Source organism: Pseudomonas sp. P42 (assembly GCF_017973755.1).
Classification (GTDB): domain Bacteria; phylum Pseudomonadota; class Gammaproteobacteria; order Pseudomonadales; family Pseudomonadaceae; genus Aquipseudomonas; species Aquipseudomonas iridis.
Genome location: NZ_JACOPU010000005.1, coordinates 458,536 through 477,891, shown reverse-complemented (window position 1 = coordinate 477,891; position 19,356 = coordinate 458,536). Strand labels below are relative to the sequence as shown.

Sequence of the window (19,356 nt, the reverse complement as noted above, 5' to 3'; positions counted from 1 at the left end):
GGGTCACTCCTCAAGCAAAAAACTGAATGTGTGCGGTCGGTTTTTCACGACCGGGCAGGCCTTTAGTTGTAGCGTCAGTACGGCGAGGCAACAAACGACCTTTACGCGAGATATCATTCCGTTTATTCATGCTGCGCATAGAAAGACAAGAAAAGGATCGGCCATGCTGAACAAACGCCACTTGCCTTCGATCACCGCATTGCAGTGCTTCGAGGCCGTGACCCGGCACCTGAGTTTCACCCGGGCCGCCGAGGAACTGAACCTCACCCAAAGCGCCGTCAGCAAACAGGTCGCGCAGCTAGAGGAGTTGTTGCAGCACTTGTTGTTCCGCCGGATACGTCGGCGTTTGCAGATGACCCCGGCTGGGGATTTGTACCTGGTGGAAGTCAGAAAAATCCTCACGCAGGTAGAGATGTCGACCCACTACCTGCGTTCCTACGGCGGTGAAACCGAAGTCCTGCGCGTCTCCACGCCTTCGACCTTCGGCGCCCGCTGGCTGGTACCCCGCCTGAAAGGCTGGCGCTTGCGCCATCCGTCGATCCATCTGGACCTGTGCAACGAACAGGAGGCCGACGATTTGCTGCAAGGGCGCAGCGATCTGGCGTTCTATTTCGGCCAAGGCTCACGCCCGGGGACTGAATGCCTGAAGCTGTTCGGCGAAGAGCTTGTGCCGGTGTGCGCGCCCGGCAGCTTGCCCGACCAGCCTTTCACTGATCCGACGCAACTCACCGACCTGGTGCTGCTGCAGAATGCCTCGCGCCCACAGGCCTGGCACGACTGGTTCGACAGTCAGGGTCATCAGACCGAACACAGCTACCACGGCCCGCGCTTTGAAACCTTTTACATGTGCATCCGCGCCGCACAGGTCGGCTGCGGTGTAGCGCTGCTGCCACGGTTTCTGGTGGAAGAGGAATTGGCCGACGGCAAACTGGTCATACCCTGGCAGCATGCAATGCCCAGCACCGACGCCTATTACCTGGCCTACCCGGAACACTCTGCGGAAGTGCCCAAGGTGAGGGATTTTGTGAAGTGGATGCTGGAGCAGATCGACAGTCCCATTGCCTGATCATATTCAAACTGTGGGAGCGAGCCTGCTCGCGAAAAGGCCGCCACATTCAATATCAATGTCGATTGCCATGACGCTTTCGCGAGCAGACTCGCTCCCACAGAGATTGATGTTGTCTAAAAAAGCGCTGGCAATCCCCACCACTGATATGCGCCACTAGCGCCATTGTTCGAGACCGCGCTACGGCGCGGCGCACCTGGAGACCCCGTTATGAGCGAGAGTGTGTTTGCCGATCGCATCGTGCAGAACCTGCTCGACACCGACTTCTACAAGCTGACGATGATGCAGGCGGTGCTGCACAACTACCCCAACGTCGAAGTCGAATGGGAGTTTCGTTGCCGTAACAGTGAGGACTTGCGTCCGTATCTGGCCGAGATCCGCTTTCAGATCGAGCGTCTGGCCGAACTGAGCCTGAGCGCCGATCAACTGAGTTTTCTGGAGCGCATCAGCTTCCTGAAACCGGACTTCCTGCGCTTCCTCGGCTTGTTCCGCTTCAATCTGCGCTACCTGCACACCGGCATCGAAAACGGCGAACTGTTTATCCGCCTGCGCGGACCGTGGCTGCATGTGATCCTCTACGAAGTGCCGCTGCTGGCCATCGTCAGCGAAGTGCGCAACCGTTATCGCTACCGCGAGACCGTGCTCGAACAGGCGCGTGAACAGCTCTATCGCAAGTTCGACTGGCTCACCGCCAATGCTTCGGCCGATGAACTATCGCAATTGCAGGTCGCCGATTTCGGCACCCGTCGGCGGTTTTCCTACCGGGTACAGGAAGAAGTGGTGAACGTGCTCAAGCACGATTTCCCCGGCCGATTCGTCGGCACCAGCAATGTGCACCTGTCGCGCGAACTGGACATGAAACCGCTGGGCACCATGGCCCACGAGTGGATCATGGCGCACCAGCAACTCGGCCCAAGGCTGATCGACAGTCAGATCGCCGCCCTCGATTGCTGGGTCCGCGAGTACCGGGGGTTGCTGGGGATCGCCCTCACCGATTGCATCACCACCGATGCTTTCCTCGGCGATTTCGACTTGTTCTTTGCCAAGCTTTTCGACGGTTTGCGCCACGATTCCGGGGACCCTGTGGCCTGGGGCGAAAAATGCATCGCCCACTATCACAAGCTCGGCATCGACCCGATGAGCAAGACGCTGGTGTTCTCCGACAGCCTGACCTTGCCCCGGTCGCTGGAGATATTCCGCGCACTGCACGAGCGGATCAACGTGAGCTTCGGCATCGGTACCAACCTGACCTGTGACATTCCGGGTGTCGAACCGATGAGCATCGTGCTTAAAATGACCGCCTGCAACGGCCAACCGGTGGCAAAGATCTCCGACGAGCCAGGCAAGACCCACTGCAAAGATCCGAATTTTGTCGCCTATTTGCGACACGTTTTCCAGGTTCCTGCCGATTCCAGTCTATCTAGCAAGGAGTGAATTCATGCAAGCCGTACAGCGTGAGATTGCTGAACAGCTCAAGGTGCAACCGCCGTTCGCCGACCATCAGGCCCTGCAAGCCGAGATCGCCCGGCGCATTACCTTCATTCAGGACTGCCTGGTCAATTCCGGGCTCAAGGCGCTGGTGCTGGGCATAAGCGGCGGCGTCGACTCGCTGACAGCCGGGCTGCTGGCCCAGCGCGCGATGCGTGAATTGCGCGAACGTAGCGGCGACAATGCGTACAAGTTCATCGCCGTACGCCTGCCGTATGAAACACAGTTCGACGAGCACGACGCGCAGGCCTCGGTGGATTTCATCGATCCAGACGAACGCCACACCGTCAACATCGGCCCGGCGGTAAAAGCGCTGGCCAGTGAAGTCGCGGCGTTCGAAGGCAAGCACGCGGTATCGGTGGATTTTGTGCTCGGTAACACCAAGGCGCGGATGCGCATGGTTGCGCAGTACACGATTGCTGGTGCGGCGGGTGGTCTGGTGATCGGGACCGACCATGCAGCGGAAGCGGTGATGGGGTTTTTCACCAAGTTCGGCGACGGTGCCTGCGACCTCGCCCCGCTCAGCGGTCTGGTGAAAAACCAGGTACGGGCGATCGCCCGCAGCTTCGGCGCGCCGGAGTCGCTGGTCGAGAAAGTCCCGACGGCGGACCTCGAAGACCTGTCGCCGGGCAAACCGGACGAAGCGTCCCACGGCGTGACCTACACCGAGATCGATGCGTTCCTGCACGGTGAGCCGCTGCGTGAAGAGGCGTTCAAGATCATTGTTGATACGTACAACAAGACCCATCACAAACGCGTGATGCCGTTCGCACCGTAATCCGTGAACGAATGAAAAAGCCCGCTGGGGAGTGATCCTCAGCGGGCTTTTCTTTGGCCAGATTATCTGTCGATGCAACTGCACCTTTCGCGAGCAGGCTCGCTCCCACAGTTGATCGCGGTCGAATGTGGGAGCGGGCCTGCCCGCGAAGAACGATGACGCGGTGAACCTGATTACTTCAGGGTCACAGTGCCTTTCATCATCGAGATGTGGCCAGGGAACGAGCAGAAGAAGCCGTATTTTTCACTGGCATTGAGCTTCGACACATCGAAGGTCACCGAGTCGGTTTCCTTGGCGCCGATGATTTTGGTGTGAGCGATGACGCGAGCATCACCGTCCTTCAGGTAGTTCTTGTCGATACCGGCAGCCAGGCCATCGGTGGCGATCGGCTGCATGTCAGCTTCTTTGCTGATCACCAGGTTATGGCCCATGACGTTCTTCGGCAGGCTGCCGGAGTGGGTCAGTTCGATGGTGAAGGTCTTGCAGCTCTTGTCGATTTCAATGGCCTTGGTGTTGAAGGACATCTGGTCGGTGGAGTCAACGGTGGTTTTGCACTCGGCAGCCATCAATTGGCTGCTGGCCAGCGCCAGCAGGGATACCGCAACAACTTTGGAAAACATGGTGAATCTCCAAGGCAGGGTTAACAAAAACACTAATGGTTGAAAGACTGCCTGAAATCTTCGCAAGTTCCTATGACTTGAGTCAAAAATTGTATACAACTTTCAGGCTATGACACTCATCGAAACAATCTAACGGCCAGAACATCCGGCTGAGTCCATGATCGGCGCATCTCACTGAAACGGAGCGTCTGTCATGATCTTTAACGGCCTGTTGTGCAGCTTGCTCGCCGCCTATGCCTGTGGCGCCAGCGGTACCTTTGAATCGCCGGAGCGCGAACGCTAAACCTTGGATCGAGGCGTGCCAGCCAGTACCCTGTGCGACTGATTCGATACCGGAGAAAGGCATGTCTCTCACATCCGTTTGTGTATTTTGCGGTGCCAACGCCGGCACTGACCCAGCTTATACCGAAGCCGCCGTGGCCCTTGGTCGCGCATTGGCCGAGCGCAAGTTGACGTTGGTCTATGGCGGTGGCGCCGTCGGTTTGATGGGCATCGTTGCCGATGCCGCACTGGCCGCCGGTGGCGAGGTGATCGGCATCATCCCGCAGAGCCTGATGGACAAGGAAATCGGTCACAAAGGCCTGACGCGTCTGGAAGTGGTCGACGGCATGCACGCCCGCAAGGCGCGGATGGCCGAACTCAGCGACGCGTTTATCGCGCTGCCCGGTGGCCTCGGCACACTGGAAGAACTGTTCGAAGTCTGGACCTGGGGCCAGCTCGGCTACCACGGCAAACCGTTGGGCCTGCTGGAAGTGAAGGGTTTCTACAGCAAACTCACTGCTTTTCTCGACCATATCGTCGGCGAAGGCTTCGTTCGCGAGCCACACCGTGACATGCTGCAAGTGAGCGAATCGCCGCAAACGCTGCTCCACGCCCTGGATAACTGGAAGCCGACCGTCACGCCAAAGTGGGTCGACCAAAAACCCGGCTAACCGCCGGGCACCGATACAGGGCAGAATACGCGCCGCTCAACCTCACCTTCGACCCCAGAGGATCGCCCATGGCCAAACCCAATTACTCCTTCGCCAAACGTCAACGAGACCTGGAAAAGGAAAAGAAGAAAGAGGAAAAGCTTCAGCGCAAGAAACAAGTAGCTGAAGAAGCGGCACTGAACCCTGACGGTGAAGTGGCGACGGATGATGATGTTGATGCAACCGAAGCACCGAAAGATCAGGCGCCCGACGCCTGAGCCCCACCGGGTTTGATGATCGAAATCAGACCCCGCGGATCCGTGAAGGGGCTGGCGGTATGACCGCCGGCCCTCACAGTTCTCCCCTCCGCATCCGAACACCACACGAGAACCCGCCCCCACAGGGATTGTGTCACTCGACTGGCATCACCGTGACCCGCACTTCCGGATCATGGCTCCCCCCGCCCAGAATCACCCCGCGCAACGGCGACACATCAGAAAAATCCCGTCCCCACGCCAAAGTGATGTGCTCCAGCGCCGGCTGCACATTGTTGGTCGGATCGAAATCCACCCAGCCCAGCACCGGGCAAAACACCGATACCCAGGCATGCGACGCATCGGCGCCGATTAATCGTGGCTGCCCCGGTGGTGGCCTAGTCAACAGATAGCCGCTGATATAACGTGCCGCCAGGCCTCTTGAGCGCAAGCAGGCCAGCATCAGATGCGCGAAGTCCTGACAGACCCCACGACGGCGCTCAAGCACTTCCACGAGCGGCGTCGCCACCTGGGTGGCTTCGGCATCAAAGGTGAATTCGCTGAAAATCTTCTGCATCAGAGCCTGCACGCCCAACATTAACGGCTGCCCGGGTGGAAAACAGCTTTGCGAGAACTCGACGAAACTGCGTTTCAAATGCACGTACGGTGACTGGAAACGATAACGGCAAGCCTCAAGCAGATCGGAGGGCAGCGGCTGGCTGCTGTAGGTCAGTGCATTGCGTGTCAGCTCCCACGCCGGAGACTGGTTGAAATCGAGCGACAGTCGCGTCAGCACTTCAACGGTGAGCCGGGCGTTGACCTGCAACTCATCGTGCGGTCGCTCGAACGCCAACCGCGTCAACGGATTGCCGAACACATCCAGCTCATCGCGCCGTGCCGATGGTTGCGGGCTGATCAGCAATTGTCGTTGCGTACAGCGCTGCCAACTGCACTCGCGCGGCCACAGGTGCGCCAATTGCTGGGCCAAGGAAACCGGGCTGTCGTAGTGGTAACAGGTGTCGTGGAAGATCTGGTAATGCGCGCTCATCAGACGGACACCGTGCGCTGGCTGACATCATCGACATGGGCGAAATGGCGCAGGGCCAGTCGATCCGAGACTTGCCCGCTGGCTTCGGCGATCTCTTGCAGCAGATCCGCCAGACCATCGAGCGCCGAGCGCACGCTGGATGCTCCGAACAATGGATTCTCCAGGCAGCCCAGATCAAATCGTGCCAGACGCTCGACCAGTTGCGGCAATCCGGCCTCCCGTGGCACGCCGAAATCATCGTTCAGGCGTTTCAACGTACGAGTCACCAGTTTCAGCTGGAACAACACCGCATGCGGGTTCTGTTCATCGAGCAGCAACAGGTCGAGCACCGGAATCAACTGAGCCACCGCCAGATAACGTGAGCGGTAAGTAATGCTGCTATTGCCCAGTTCCAGCAACCACTCAAGCCCGGCCTGATCGAACGCACCGGCGCCACGCAGAAACCCCGCCAGACTGCTGCTGAGAAATTGCAGCCGTTCGATACGCCGACCGATCATCAGGAAGCGCCAGCCTTCGTCACGGGTCATGTCGTCCAGGGCAAACCCTGACAGCGCCGCCAACGACATCACCAAGCGGTTGAGAAAATCCAGCAACTCGCCAAAATCCGGCTCGTCGGTCTCCAGCTCCAACGCTTCACGCTGCAACTCGACCAGCGCCTGCCAGTTTTCCCGGGAGAGCTTGCCGCGCACCTGCGAAGCCGCCCACTGCAAGCGTTGCAGGTTGGAGCGCAGGCTGAACGACCAGTCTTCGCCGAGCAGCGCGGCCAGCAAACGCTCCGGCAGTTCACCTTCGTCCGGCAACAGCGACAGTCGCTCGCCGAGATCGACCGCGGCTTGCAGCGCTTGCGGGTCGTCGCCGTCGACATACCGCGCGAGCATGATGCGCAGCAGCCGCGCACTGTCGTCGCAGCGCTCGCAGTAACGACCGAACCAGAACAGGTTTTCCACCACCCGCGACGGCAGATAAGGATCACGCCTGACCAGATCGTGCACGCCGACGTTGCGCTGAGTCTTCCACTGTTCGCCGCTCGGCGGACGATCGCCCAGCACCCAGGTGTCCTTGCTCGCCCCGCCGCGCTGCATCGACACCACTTCCGCGTCAGCCTCGGCCGCCACTCGGGTCAGCCCGCCCGGCAGCACTCGATAGCCATCACCGCTGGCCGTCGCGTACACACGCATACCGATCGCTCGAGGTTGCAACTGGCCGTCTTCGGCTTGCCAGATTGGCGCCTGGGAGAGCTGGGCCAACTCTTGCGCAACATAGGCGTAAGGACGCGCCTGCATGCGCTCAGCGAGGGATTGGCGCTGCTTTTCACTCAGATCGCGGCCGAACACCGGCGCGAAGCTTTGTGAAGGAAAGGCCGGTTTGATCAACAGTTCAGGCAGTTTTTCCAGCGCCTGAGCCAATACCGGCGCCTCACCACACCACCAGGTTGCAATGGAGGGCAGGATCAATTCTTCGCCGAACAGGAATTGGTTGATCCTCGGCAGAAAACCCAGCAAACCCGGCGACTCCAACACGCCGCTGCCCAGCGCGTTGGCGACCAGCACCCGCCCCTGCCGCACCGCCTCAAGCAGACCGGGAACGCCAAGCGCCGAGTCCGTGCGCAGCTCCAGTGGATCGCAGAAGTCGTCGTCGAGCCGCCGCATGATCGCGTGCACCCGGCGCAGGCCGCTGAGGGTTTTCAGGTAGACCGTGGCATCACGCACCGTCAGATCACCGCCCTCCACCAATGGATAACCGAGCTGACGCGCCAGATAGAGGTGTTCGAAATAGCTTTCGTTGAACCGCCCCGGCGTCAGCAGCACCACCAGCGGCGCCTCGTCATCAGTGGGCGCCTGTCGAGCAAGTGTTTCCTGCAACGTGCGAAAGAAGCCGGCCAGATGCCGCACCTTCAGATCACGGTACAACTCGGGGAAGGCGCGGGACACGATGGTGCGGTTTTCCAAGGCGTAACCGGCACCCGAGGGTGCCTGCGTGCGATCTGCCGTCACCCACCAGCGCCCGTCCGGCGTGCGCGCCAGATCCACGGCATACAGATGCAGAAAAGCACTGTCCGGCGGCACAATGCCCTGACACGGCCACAGAAAATTGTTGTGACCAAATACCAGTTCCGCCGGCAACAAGCCTTCGCTGATCAAGCGCTGAGGCCCATACAAATCGGCCAGCACGGCATTGAGCAGTCGTGCTCGCTGGGCGATCCCGGCCGACAATTGCTGCCACTCATCCGCCGCAATCACGTGCGGCAGCAAGTCCAGCTCCCACGGCCGATCCGCGCCTTTTGGATCGGCATAGACGTTATAGGTGACGCCGTTTTCCTGAATCTGGCGCGCCAGCAACGCCTGACGCTGCACCAGTTGCGCCGGGGTGCTGCGCTGCAGTTGGTCGAACAGCCGCTGCCAATGCGGGCGCACCGCACCGCTGGCATCCAGCAGTTCGTGATAAGTGCCCGCCGTCAGCGGGTAGCGGTCTAGCAGGTCAGGCATGGAAAGCTCGGCAGACAGCAGGGAAAGGTCAGACTAACGCAGGCACATGACGCCCGGATAGACGAAAAATCCGGGCGCTGTGTGCGATTCAGAAACGGCGCAAATCGATTGTCATCGGTAGCTCGTCGTTTATTTCCACATTGGGTATAGGAAGTTTCCCCGGGGTGTGTCCCACCCGGAAGAAACGCGCCATGCGCCGGCTCTCCGCTTCGTTGGCGTTGACCGGCAGCGATTCGTAATTGCGCCCGCCCGGATGCGCGACGTGGTACTGACAGCCGCCCACAGAGCGCGCCATCCACGTATCGAGCAGGTCGAACACCAGTGGCGCGTGCACGGGGATGGTCGGTTGCAGGCAGTTGGCCGGTTGCCAGGCGCGGTAACGTACGCCGGCGACGAACTCGCCGACTCGCCCGGTCGGATGCAATGGCACCGCGATGCCGTTGCAGGTCAGCAGGTAGCGTTGCGGTGGCAGGCCTTTGAGCTTGACCTGCAAGCGCTCCAGGGATGAATCGACGTAACGTACCGTGCCACCCGTCGTGCCCTCCTCACCCAGCACATGCCAAGGCTCAAGGGCCTGACGCAGTTCCAGTTCGATACCGTTGACCGCGTAATCGCCAACCTTGGGAAAACGAAATTCCAGATGCGCCGCGAACCACTCGGCCCGCAGCGGATAACCGGCGCTATTGAGTTCAACGATGACGTCGGCGAAATCCTGTTCGATGAAGTGCGGCAACATGAACCGATCGTGCAGTTCGGTGCCCCAGCGCGCCAGTTTCGACGGCGCATAAGGCTCGCGCCAGAAACGTGCGACCAGCGCCCGCAACAACAATTGCTGGGCCAGGCTCATGCGCGCGTGCGGCGGCATTTCAAAGGCGCGCAGCTCCAGCAAGCCGAGGCGCCCGGTGGCGCCGTCCGGTGAATAGAGTTTGTCGATGCAGAACTCTGCGCGATGGGTGTTGCCGGTGACATCGATCAGCAAGTTGCGCAAAAGTCGATCGACCAGCCACGGCGCGCACTCCTCGCCCGGCTCCGGCATCTGCGCGAAGGCAATTTCCAGTTCATACAAGGCGTCGTTACGCGCCTCATCGACACGCGGCGCCTGGGACGTCGGACCGATGAACAAGCCGGAAAACAGATAGGACAACGACGGATGGTTGTGCCAGTAACTGATCAAACTGCGCAGCAGATCGGGACGCCGCAGAAACGGCGAGTCGGCCGGTGTCGCGCCACCGAGGACGAAGTGGTTGCCGCCGCCGGTGCCGGTATGGCGCCCGTCGATCATGAACTTCTCAGTGGTCAGGCGGGTTTGCCGCGCCTCTTCATAGAGAAACTCGGTGCGCTCGACCAACTCGTCCCAGGTCGCCGACGGCTGCACGTTGACCTCAATCACGCCCGGGTCCGGGGTGATACGGAAGTTGCTCAGGCGCGGATCGCCGGGCGGCTCGTAGCCCTCCAGCAGCACCGGGCAGCGCAGCTCTTCAGCGGTGGCTTCGATGGCTGCGACCAACTCCAGATAATCCTCGACCCGCTCCAGCGGCGGCATGAACAGGTACAAACGGCCCTCACGGGCTTCGGCGCAGAACGCGGTGCGGGTCAGCCAGTCGGCGGATTCGTCGATTTTCGGTTGGCGTTCGTCAGCCGAGGCCGGTTCGCCGTGACTGTAGAGTTGCGCAGTCTGCGGTAGCTCGGGGAAGTCCTGGTTCGGGTCCTGGGGATGGATAAACGGATACTCGGCCGCTTTCACCCAAGGCTGCGCGCCCAACGGCAAACGATAGCCCAGCGGCGAGTCGCCCGGCACCAGACGGCAATGCTCGTCGCGCAGATACCAGCGCCCGCTCTGCCATTGATCGCCCTTGGCGGTGCGCGCCAGCGGCAGCACCTGGCCGATGACCTTGTCGAGTCCCTGACTGAAGACTTTGCGCAGCCGCGCACGCTCCAGCGGTTCTTCCAGACGCGAATCTTCGGCGCTGACGTTGCTCGGTAAAGTGCCCTCACGCCACAGGTAATAGAAATTGTCCTCGTAGGCCGGAAACACAAACCGCGCAGGCAGTTTCAGACGTTCGGCAACACTGGCCAGAAAGCGTCCGGCCAGTTCGCCATCGGCGGCGTAATCCTGCTGTTCATCGGCGATCAACGCGTTGTTGCGCCAGATCGGCACGCCGTCGCGGCGCCAATAGCAATTGAGCGACCAGCGCGGCAGCTGTTCGCCGGGATACCACTTGCCCTGGCCGAAATGCACCAGCCCCTGCGGCGCGTAATGTTTACGCATGCGCTGGAACAGCTCGGCTGAGAGCCGACGCTTGTCTTCGCCGAGGGCGGCAGTGTTCCATTCGGCGCCGTCCGGGTCGTCGATGGAGACGAAGGTCGGCTCGCCGCCCATGGTCAGGCGTACGTCGCCCTCCAGCAGGTCGGCGTCGATCTGCCGGCCCAGCGCCTGAATCGCCAGCCACTGCTCGTCGGTGTAGGGTTTGGTGACCCGTGGCGCCTCCCAAATCCGCTCCACGGACATTTCATGGCTGAACCGGGTTTCGCAGGGCTCGACCATGCCGCTGATCGGTGCCGCCGAGGAAGGATCGGGACTACAGGCCAACGGAATATGCCCTTCACCGGCGAACAGCCCTGACGTGGCATCAAGGCCGATCCAGCCAGCGCCCGGCAAATACACTTCGCACCAGGCATGCAGATCGGTGAAATCCACCTCGGTGCCGGATGGCCCGTCGAGACTTTTCACGTCGGCGGTCAGTTGAATCAGGTAACCGGAGACAAACCGCGCCGCCAGTCCGAGGTTGCGCAGCAATTGCACCAGCAGCCATGCCGAGTCGCGGCACGATCCAGAGGCGTGTTCGAGGGTGTGCTCCGGGGTTTGCACGCCCGGCTCCATGCGAATCAGGTAATTGATGTCTTCGCTCAGAAGCTGATTGATCGCGACCAGAAAATCCACAGCGGGCAGCGGCGTGCGGTCGATGCCGTCGAGATAGGCTTTGAATGCCGGCGTCAGCGGCAAGGTTTCGAGGTACGGCGCCAGCTCCTTGCGCTCATCGGCGGCATAGGCGAAGGGGATTTTCTCGGCGTAGGGTTCGAGGAAGAAGTCGAACGGGTTGAACACCGCCATTTCCGCCAGCAGGTCGACTTCAATGCGCAGTTCGTCGGTTTTCTCCGGGAACACCAACCGGGCGAGGTAGTTGCCCTGTGGGTCCTGCTGCCAGTTGATGAAGTGCTGCTCGGGCGAGACTTTCAGCGCATACGAGAGAATCCGCGTGCGGCTGTGGGCAGCCGGGCGCAGGCGAACGATCTGCGGGCCGAGTTCGACAGCGCGGTCGTAGCGGTAATGCGTGACGTGATGCAATGCGACATGAATCGACACGGCGTGCCTCCTGCGAGCCCTAAGCGTATTCGACAGCGCGCAAGACTTATGCCATGCACAGGCTCGGGCGCTTTTGCGGAATGCTCAGGGCAGTACAGCACCAAAATCGGGCGATGCGAGGAAATGGTTTGGCGAAGTTGCGCCTAATTGTGGCGAAGATCAAAAGATCGCAGCCTGCGGCAGCTCCTACAGGGAAACACGAATCCCACTGTAGGAGCTGCCGCAGGCTGCGATCTTTTGACTCAAAAAAAAACGCCAACCCGAAGGTTGGCGTTTGCTTTAGCGTGGCACGACCGGTTTGCGTGTCGGCTTCGGCCCTTTGCCTTTGGCCGCGTCCTTGCGCTCCTTGGCAGCCTGCTGGTTGCGGGCGAACGCCGCAGCCTTGGCCTGTTCACGCTTGTCCCACGGATTGCCGCCATCACTGGCACGCGGCGGCAGGCCGGTGTGCTGAGTGAGAATCCTGGTGGTCTTCTCTTTACCTTCCTTCGCCACTTTATGGCTGCCAGCCGGCGTCGAGTTCTTGCGACGGGCGCTCTGGTAGGTGTCGGTAGACGGCTGATGCAACGGAATCAATTGATCCTTGCCCGGCCCGATCAGATCGCTACGGCCCATGCGTTGCAGCGCTTCACGCAGCATCGGCCAGCCTTTCGGATCGTGATAACGCAGGAACGCCTTGTGCAGACGACGTTGCTCTTCGCTCTTGACGATGGTCACGCTGTCACTCTTGTAGCTGACCTTGCGTAGCGGGTTCTTGCCCGAGTGGTACATCGCGGTGGCGGTGGCCATCGGCGACGGGTAGAACGCCTGCACCTGGTCGGCACGGAAGCCATTGCCCTTGAGCCACAGGGCCAGGTTCATCATGTCTTCGTCGGTGGTGCCCGGGTGTGCGGCGATGAAGTACGGAATCAGGTACTGCTCTTTGCCTGCTTCCTTGGTGTACTTCTCGAACATGCGCTTGAACTTGTCATAGCTGCCAATGCCCGGCTTCATCATCTGGTTGAGCGGACCTTCCTCGGTGTGTTCCGGGGCGATCTTCAGATAGCCACCCACATGGTGGGTCACCAGCTCCTTGACGTACTCCGGCGACTCGACCGCGAGGTCATAACGCAGGCCGGAAGCGATCAGAATCTTCTTCACACCCGGCAACGCACGGGCGCTACGGTACAACTGAATCAGCGAGGAATGGTCGGTGTTCAGGTTCGGGCAGATCCCCGGAAACACGCAGGACGGCTTGCGGCACGCGGATTCGATTTCCGGCGTCTTGCAGGCGATGCGGTACATGTTCGCGGTCGGGCCGCCGAGGTCGGAAATGACGCCGGTGAAGCCTGGCACCTTGTCGCGGATCTCTTCGATTTCGCGAATGATCGACTCTTCGGAACGGTTCTGGATGATCCGGCCTTCGTGCTCGGTGATCGAGCAGAAGGTGCAGCCGCCGAAGCAGCCACGCATGATGTTCACCGAGAAACGGATCATGTCGTAGGCCGGGATTTTTTCCTTGCCGTACGCAGGATGCGGGACACGTGCGTAAGGCATGCCGAACACGTAGTCCATTTCTTCAGTGGTCATCGGAATCGGTGGCGGATTGAACCAGACGTCGACTTCGCCATGCTTCTGCACCAGCGCACGGGCGTTGCCCGGGTTGGTTTCCAAATGCAGCACGCGGTTGGCATGGGCGTACAGCACCGCATCGCCACGCACTTTTTCCATCGACGGCAGACGGATCACGGTCTTGTCGCGGGTCATGCGCGGGCTGGCCAGAATCTGCACGACCTTGGCTTCTTCCGGATCATCGACCGGCCCCTTCTCCTGCTCGATGGCGCAGGCCTGGGTGTCCTGGGTGTTCACGTACGGGTTGATGATCTTGTCGACCTTGCCCGGACGGTCAATGCGCGTGGAATCGACTTCGTACCAGCCCGCAGGCGTGTCACGACGGATGAACGCGGTGCCGCGCACATCAGTGATGTCTTCAATCTTGTGACCGTAGGACAGACGCTGGGCGACTTCGACAATCGCCCGCTCGGCATTGCCGTACAGGAGGATGTCGGCGCAGGCGTCGATCAGGATCGAGTTGCGCACCCGATCCTGCCAGTAGTCGTAGTGCGCGATGCGGCGCAGCGAAGCTTCGATGCCGCCGAGCACGATCGGCACGTTCTTGTAGGCTTCCTTGCAACGCTGGCTGTAGACCAGACTGGCGCGATCCGGACGCTTGCCGGCCATGCCGCCCGGGGTGTAGGCGTCATCGGAACGGATTTTCTTGTCGGCGGTGTAGCGGTTGATCATCGAGTCCATGTTGCCGGCCGCGACGCCGAAGAACAGGTTCGGCTCGCCGAGCTTCATGAAGTCGTCTTTGGACTGCCAGTTCGGTTGGGCAATGATCCCGACGCGGAAGCCTTGCGACTCCAGCAGCCGGCCGATGATTGCCATGCCGAACGACGGATGATCAACGTAGGCATCTCCCGTAACAATGATGATGTCGCAGGAATCCCAGCCAAGCTGATCCATCTCCTCCCTGCTCATCGGCAGGAATGGCGCTGGCCCGAAACATTCGGCCCAATATTTTGGATAGTCAAATAACGGCTTGGCTGCTTGCATGTCGGACGACCGGTGTTGAGATGAAAAATCGCGGTCGCGGAATATAGCACAAAATTTAACCAATTCCGACGGCAATGGTCGGTTTCTCTTCATCCCTGCATCACAGAGGCCGTCGGACGCCCACTCCCCTGCCGGGGCAAGCGTACCGGCCATGCAATCACGATATTCAAGCCTTGCATTATTGCGGGGCGAACATGACAACGACTCAAGGATGAGTACTCATGATCGGCAAGACCAGCAAGGGCGCCAGCGGCGCCACCACGACAACGTTACTGAAAACCGGCGCGCCGGGACCTGATGGTCATCCGCGCATCGACATCCCTACGGTTCATCCTGCGGTCCTGCCCCATCGACCTGCGATCACCCGCCCTGATGGCGTCGACCCTGACGCCATCATGCCCGCGCCCACCGTACAGGTGAGCGCCATGCAGTCGCCGCTGAACGCGACGCTGCCCCCGCTATCGCGTGGCCTGGAAGATTACCGGGTGACGCCGCCGGGGTGGGACGACTCCCCAGCTCAGGGTGCACGCATCATCAAGGGGCGCACCTACGTCACACTGCCCGATAAACACATCGTGCAGATCGCGATGGATCCTGAAACCGGGTTCTACCGGGCCAGGCACTCGAGCGAGCGCACGCCGTCCGGCCCACCCCTGCAACCCGACGCCGACGGCCAGTACTGGCGCGAAGTCCCTCGCCACGAAGCATCACCGCGCCACCTGAGCGACAGTCGCCTGGAGGCCTTTCGCAGCGAGATCGATTTCACCGGCATCGCGCCCGACGCCGATGGCCTGCACCGTTTTGACGGCAGGCTTTACGCCCTGATCCGCAGCCACGCCTATCAAGTCGTGCGTGATCTTGACGTGTCTACACCGACCACACCGGTCTGGCGCATCGTTCGCGCCCAAGACCCCGTCGCTGGCGATGCCGACAATGTCTACGTGGGCACTCGACCGGGCCGCTCGGAGCCTGTGGTTTTCGACCCTCAACACGGCTGGATCGGAGCGGAGGTGCCGGGTGTCGGTGGCCTGTACCGCGCCGAGACACCCAGACCGTGGTTCATCCCGGACTCCTACAGCGAAAGGTTGCGCGCGCTGCTGTCACCGCAGCGCCGCGTGCGCGCGCTATTCCCCTTCCTGGACGAGAACCAGATCAACGCAATGCTGCAGAACATGGGCGTGGATACGCCGACGCGCTTGGCGCAGTACGAACGGGAACTGAACGCCTTGCAGCACCAGTTATTGTTCTGGCACCACGGCGACCAGGCTGTCGCCCGCCAACGAATTATCGATTGCTGGAGAAAGAAGGCGATTCTGCATCTGGCCGCCGCTGGCCCGCTGCCGGACGAAAAACTTGATCTGAGCGGTCTGGGCCTGACCAACCTGCCCTCTCTGGACGGCATCGACTTGCGTCATGTGACCGCCCTGGATCTGAGCAACAATAAATTGATTCTTGCCACGCACCTCAAACCTTTCAAACACATCACCAGCCTCGACCTGTCGAGAAATGAACTGATCGACCTGCCCTACGACCTGCGTGAAATGCACGGTCTGACCCACCTGAACCTTGAGAAAAACCGGATTACCATCGACAAGTACAGCTCACCGTTGCCCTTGACACTGGAGGTGGTGGTGCTGAACGACAACCTGATCAAGGACAGGCTTGACCTCAGTCGCCTGCTGTTTCTGCGAAAACTCGGACTGGCGCGCACAGGGCTGAAGCATTGGCCGGAGGGTGTGAACGAGGCAGCGTTTCTTGAAATTCTCGATCTGCGGTCCAACCAACTTACCGAAATTGCCGACTCGATTATCTCGCCCCCGCAAGAACGGCTGCTGAGCTCGGGAAGGCTGAGCAACAAGATTTATGTCCGCGGCAATCCGCTCTCTACCGCCACCCTCGAAAAATTGCGCTTGTATCTGGTTCGCCTGCGCATCGCTGGCTTCACCGAAGCGCAGCCGCAGACTCTGCTGAGTGAAGTCGCCGCGCCACTGCCCCCTCGGCAACCGTAGGGCGCGAGGTTCCATGGCGGAACCAAACATTCACTGGACTTGCAGCAACCCTGCCTGACAGGGCTGCTCGACGATTGCTCAAGGATGAGTATTCATGATCGGCAAAACACCCAAGGGCCCGTCCGGGCCCACCGCAGTAAAACCCGCGAAAACAAGTACCTCGGGGGCTGGTGGCCTGGCGCGGATTGATCCTGCTGGCGGCACCTTTCACGCACACCAAGGTACGGCGGCGCCCACGCGCGCGGGCGGCGACATCGACGCAATCACCCCGGCACCGGCCGTGCAGGTCAGTGGCTTGCCTGCGCACACTGGCCTTGCGGCGCAAACGGCGGCGCCGACGCTGGAGGACTTCTGGATCGCGCTGCCCCCGGGCTTACCGGAGCCCGATGTTCAGGGGGTGCGCACGATCGAAGGGCGCCAGTACGTGACCCTGGCGAACGGCCGCTTCGTGCAGGTTGCGGCGGACCCGGAAACGGGTGGTTATCGGGCCACGCGATCAAGTGAACGCGTACCGTCGGGGCCGCGACTGGTGCCCGATGCCGATGGCCGATACTGGCAGGAAGATCAACATCAGGCGCCCCATGACCTGTCCGATACCCGCCTCGAAGCTTTTCGCTGTGACCTGGACTTCACCGGTATCGAACCCGGCAGCGACGGCCTCTACCGCTTTGCCGGCAAGCTCTACGCCGTCATTCGTACTCGCGCTTATCAGGTTCTGCATGACACCGATGCCTCAACACCCGACACCCAGGTGATGCGTATCGTGCGCGCCGGGGATGCCGTGGCCCACGATGAAAACAATGTCTACTTCAGCATGCGGCCTGGCCGCTCGGAGCCGGTCGTGTTCGATGCCCGGCGTGGGTGGGTCGGCGCCAGCATCCAGGGCGCAGGCGGGATGCAGCGCGTGCACCGAGGCCAAGCCATGCACCAGCAACTTGTCGACAAGACACTCGCCCTCGAAACCGAAGGATTGCTCGTGCAGGCAGCCGGTGAAAAACGCTCAGAGGCAACCGATAACTGGCGCGCTCAGGAGCAGGGCAGCCAAGGTGAAAGAGGCGCACTGGCAATGCTGGAGGTGCGTCTTCGGCAAGAGCTGGATCTGCTCAAGGCCTACATCGGCCGGTATGTAAACGAGGGGTACTGGATCAGCCGGGTCAAACCGGAAGGCATTTTCAGGAACGAACTGCACGAATTGCGCGTGCTGAGCGTCGACAATTGTGACCGTCTGATTGGCGCCAGCGACCGGCGCAAGCTCATCGAGCTGGGTGATTTGCGCGGCACGCGCGCAATGTACGAGGCCATTGCCGAGCACCTGTGGAAAAAACGCGAGATCCTCCAGATCCGTCAGCAACTGGTCGACGACATTCTCAGACAATCACGCTCTTCGGCGCTCGAAACCGCCCTGCCCACGACGCATTCGATGGACCTGCAGGTGATTACCTCCGGTTGGGTCGAGGCCCGCAGCCGACTGCTCAGCGGCGACCCCGGCGATAGCCAATCAGCGTTGGCGCAATGGGCCCGCTCGTACATTGAAACGGCTTCGGCGTTCCATGACATCGACAGCGTTCCGCAACAGGCGCGCCTGGCGATCATCACCGGTCTGCTGGACCAGACCGCCGCGATCAAGGCCTCATACGAAAACCTCGCGTTCGCGCCGGATTCTGCCGAGGCCGGTGTCCGCCGGCAAATCATCGAGGTCATGCAATCATTTGAGGAGACCCTGGAAAAGCGGGCAAGTCGCTATCACCGCGAACAGCTGACCACTCTGGCGATACCGGCGCAGGACGAGGTCATCGACTTTGACTTCGTACCCAATCAGGAAAACGCCGGGCAGGCACCTGCACGCCGGCGCCTGTTTCGGGCCCGCCACCACGACGTGTACAAAATCAGTGTCGGCCTTCCCCGACGCACCGCTTCAGGCGAAGAAGTGATTGATGTCACAGACCCCGGCAGTGTCGAGCAGGTCTGGCAGACGTACGAGCGCCGCGATGGCGAATGGCGCCGACAGGCACCGCCTCCGGACATGGCGTTGCCCACGCTGATGGCATTGGCCAATGAGCGAATGGGGCAATGCGAAGCCCACCTTAGAATCGCCAGGCAGGATGAAAAAGCCAGGCGCAATGCCAGCAACATCGTGGAGTTTCTCGGCGCAAAAGCCGAGCAGCTCGATGACGTCGCGTTCCAACTGGAACGACAGCCGAATGCGGCCGACGAAGAGATCGCTGTGCTCATCAGCCAGTTGCGTCAGAACAGCCAGCGACTGCGCCATGAAGGTGAGGACATCCGCGTGCGGCTCTACAAGGACAAGTCGTTCCTGAGTGCCAGCCGAGTGGCTTACCTGCTCGGCCAGAACCAGATCGTCGCCATGAAGACCCACACCCGGCTCGAACGGGGCAAGGGCAGCAACAAACACTATCTGGATATCTACTCGCTCAATGACAGGCGCACTGGCGAGCCGCTCTGGCATGCACATTTTCATTACGCAAAGGCAGACAGCGCCGCCGGTGATTTCACCGTTCAGGGCGGCCACCTGAAAACCCTCGAACAGAGCGGTTCGGGTCTGGCCTCCCAACGCCGGGATCAACAGGCCGGGCGGGTGCACGTCCCGATCTGGCGTGAAGCAATCGACAGCAGGACCGCGCAGAAGATTTTCGATGTTGCGCAGTGATGACTCGCCCGTCCCCGCCAGCACACCTTCCCCCATCAGCCCTTGTACCCGCAGGGCTGATGGAGCAACCAC

At 60.9% G+C, this 19,356-nt stretch carries 12 protein-coding genes; 7 read left to right on the top strand and 5 right to left on the bottom strand.

From position 1 onward, the window contains the following. Positions 1-163: 163 nt before the first annotated feature. The 3 genes from H8B20_RS18825 to nadE all read left to right on the top strand — a co-directional run bounded on the left by H8B20_RS18825 (position 164) and on the right by nadE (position 3,332). A complete protein-coding gene (locus H8B20_RS18825) occupies positions 164-1,066 on the top strand; it encodes a LysR family transcriptional regulator (protein ID WP_042557411.1) in 903 nt (300 codons plus the stop codon). 210 nt (positions 1,067-1,276) lie between these two features. Next, entirely contained in the window at positions 1,277-2,500 is a 1,224-nt protein-coding gene (gene pncB / locus H8B20_RS18820) for a nicotinate phosphoribosyltransferase (protein ID WP_042557410.1), read from the top strand. 4 nt (positions 2,501-2,504) lie between these two features. Further along, positions 2,505-3,332 (top strand): ammonia-dependent NAD(+) synthetase, encoded by an 828-nt coding sequence (nadE, locus tag H8B20_RS18815; protein WP_042557409.1) that lies wholly within the window; start codon positions 2,505-2,507, stop codon positions 3,330-3,332. Between the two features lie 173 nt (positions 3,333-3,505). On the opposite strand, the gene azu is transcribed toward nadE, so the two are convergent. Further along, positions 3,506-3,952 (bottom strand): azurin, encoded by a 447-nt coding sequence (gene azu / locus H8B20_RS18810; protein WP_042557408.1) that lies wholly within the window; start codon positions 3,950-3,952, stop codon positions 3,506-3,508. 344 nt (positions 3,953-4,296) lie between these two features. On the opposite strand from azu, the gene H8B20_RS18805 reads away from it, so the two are divergent. Together H8B20_RS18805 and H8B20_RS18800 are read left to right on the top strand one after the other, a co-directional pair. Then, a complete protein-coding gene (locus H8B20_RS18805) occupies positions 4,297-4,884 on the top strand; it encodes an LOG family protein (protein WP_047299503.1) in 588 nt (195 codons plus the stop codon). Positions 4,885-4,952: 68 nt separating this feature from the next. Beyond that, a complete protein-coding gene (locus tag H8B20_RS18800) occupies positions 4,953-5,141 on the top strand; it encodes a hypothetical protein (protein WP_042557406.1) in 189 nt (62 codons plus the stop codon). A 133-nt stretch (positions 5,142-5,274) separates the two neighbouring features. Here H8B20_RS18800 and H8B20_RS18795 read toward each other — a convergent pair whose 3' ends face one another. From H8B20_RS18795 to H8B20_RS18780, 4 genes are all read right to left on the bottom strand, one after another. Then, a complete protein-coding gene (locus tag H8B20_RS18795) occupies positions 5,275-6,165 on the bottom strand; it encodes a transglutaminase family protein (protein WP_210624164.1) in 891 nt (296 codons plus the stop codon). Further along, complete coding sequence (locus H8B20_RS18790; protein ID WP_210624163.1) at positions 6,165-8,651, bottom strand: circularly permuted type 2 ATP-grasp protein; 2,487 nt, start codon at positions 8,649-8,651, stop codon at positions 6,165-6,167. The genes H8B20_RS18795 and H8B20_RS18790 overlap by 1 nt, the downstream gene beginning before the upstream one ends. Before the next feature lie 88 nt (positions 8,652-8,739). After that, a complete protein-coding gene (locus tag H8B20_RS18785) occupies positions 8,740-12,015 on the bottom strand; it encodes a transglutaminase family protein (protein WP_210624162.1) in 3,276 nt (1,091 codons plus the stop codon). Positions 12,016-12,294: 279 nt separating this feature from the next. Then, positions 12,295-14,607, bottom strand: a complete 2,313-nt coding sequence (locus H8B20_RS18780; protein WP_047299499.1) for a YgiQ family radical SAM protein — start codon at positions 14,605-14,607, stop codon at positions 12,295-12,297. Positions 14,608-14,828: 221 nt separating this feature from the next. Here H8B20_RS18780 and H8B20_RS18775 point away from each other — a divergent pair, with 221 nt between their 5' ends. Together H8B20_RS18775 and H8B20_RS18770 are read left to right on the top strand one after the other, a co-directional pair. Beyond that, entirely contained in the window at positions 14,829-16,616 is a 1,788-nt protein-coding gene (locus H8B20_RS18775; RefSeq protein WP_210624161.1) for a leucine-rich repeat domain-containing protein, read from the top strand. Between the two features lie 94 nt (positions 16,617-16,710). Then, positions 16,711-19,284, top strand: a complete 2,574-nt coding sequence (locus tag H8B20_RS18770) for a hypothetical protein (protein WP_210624160.1) — start codon at positions 16,711-16,713, stop codon at positions 19,282-19,284. Positions 19,285-19,356 lie beyond the last annotated feature (72 nt).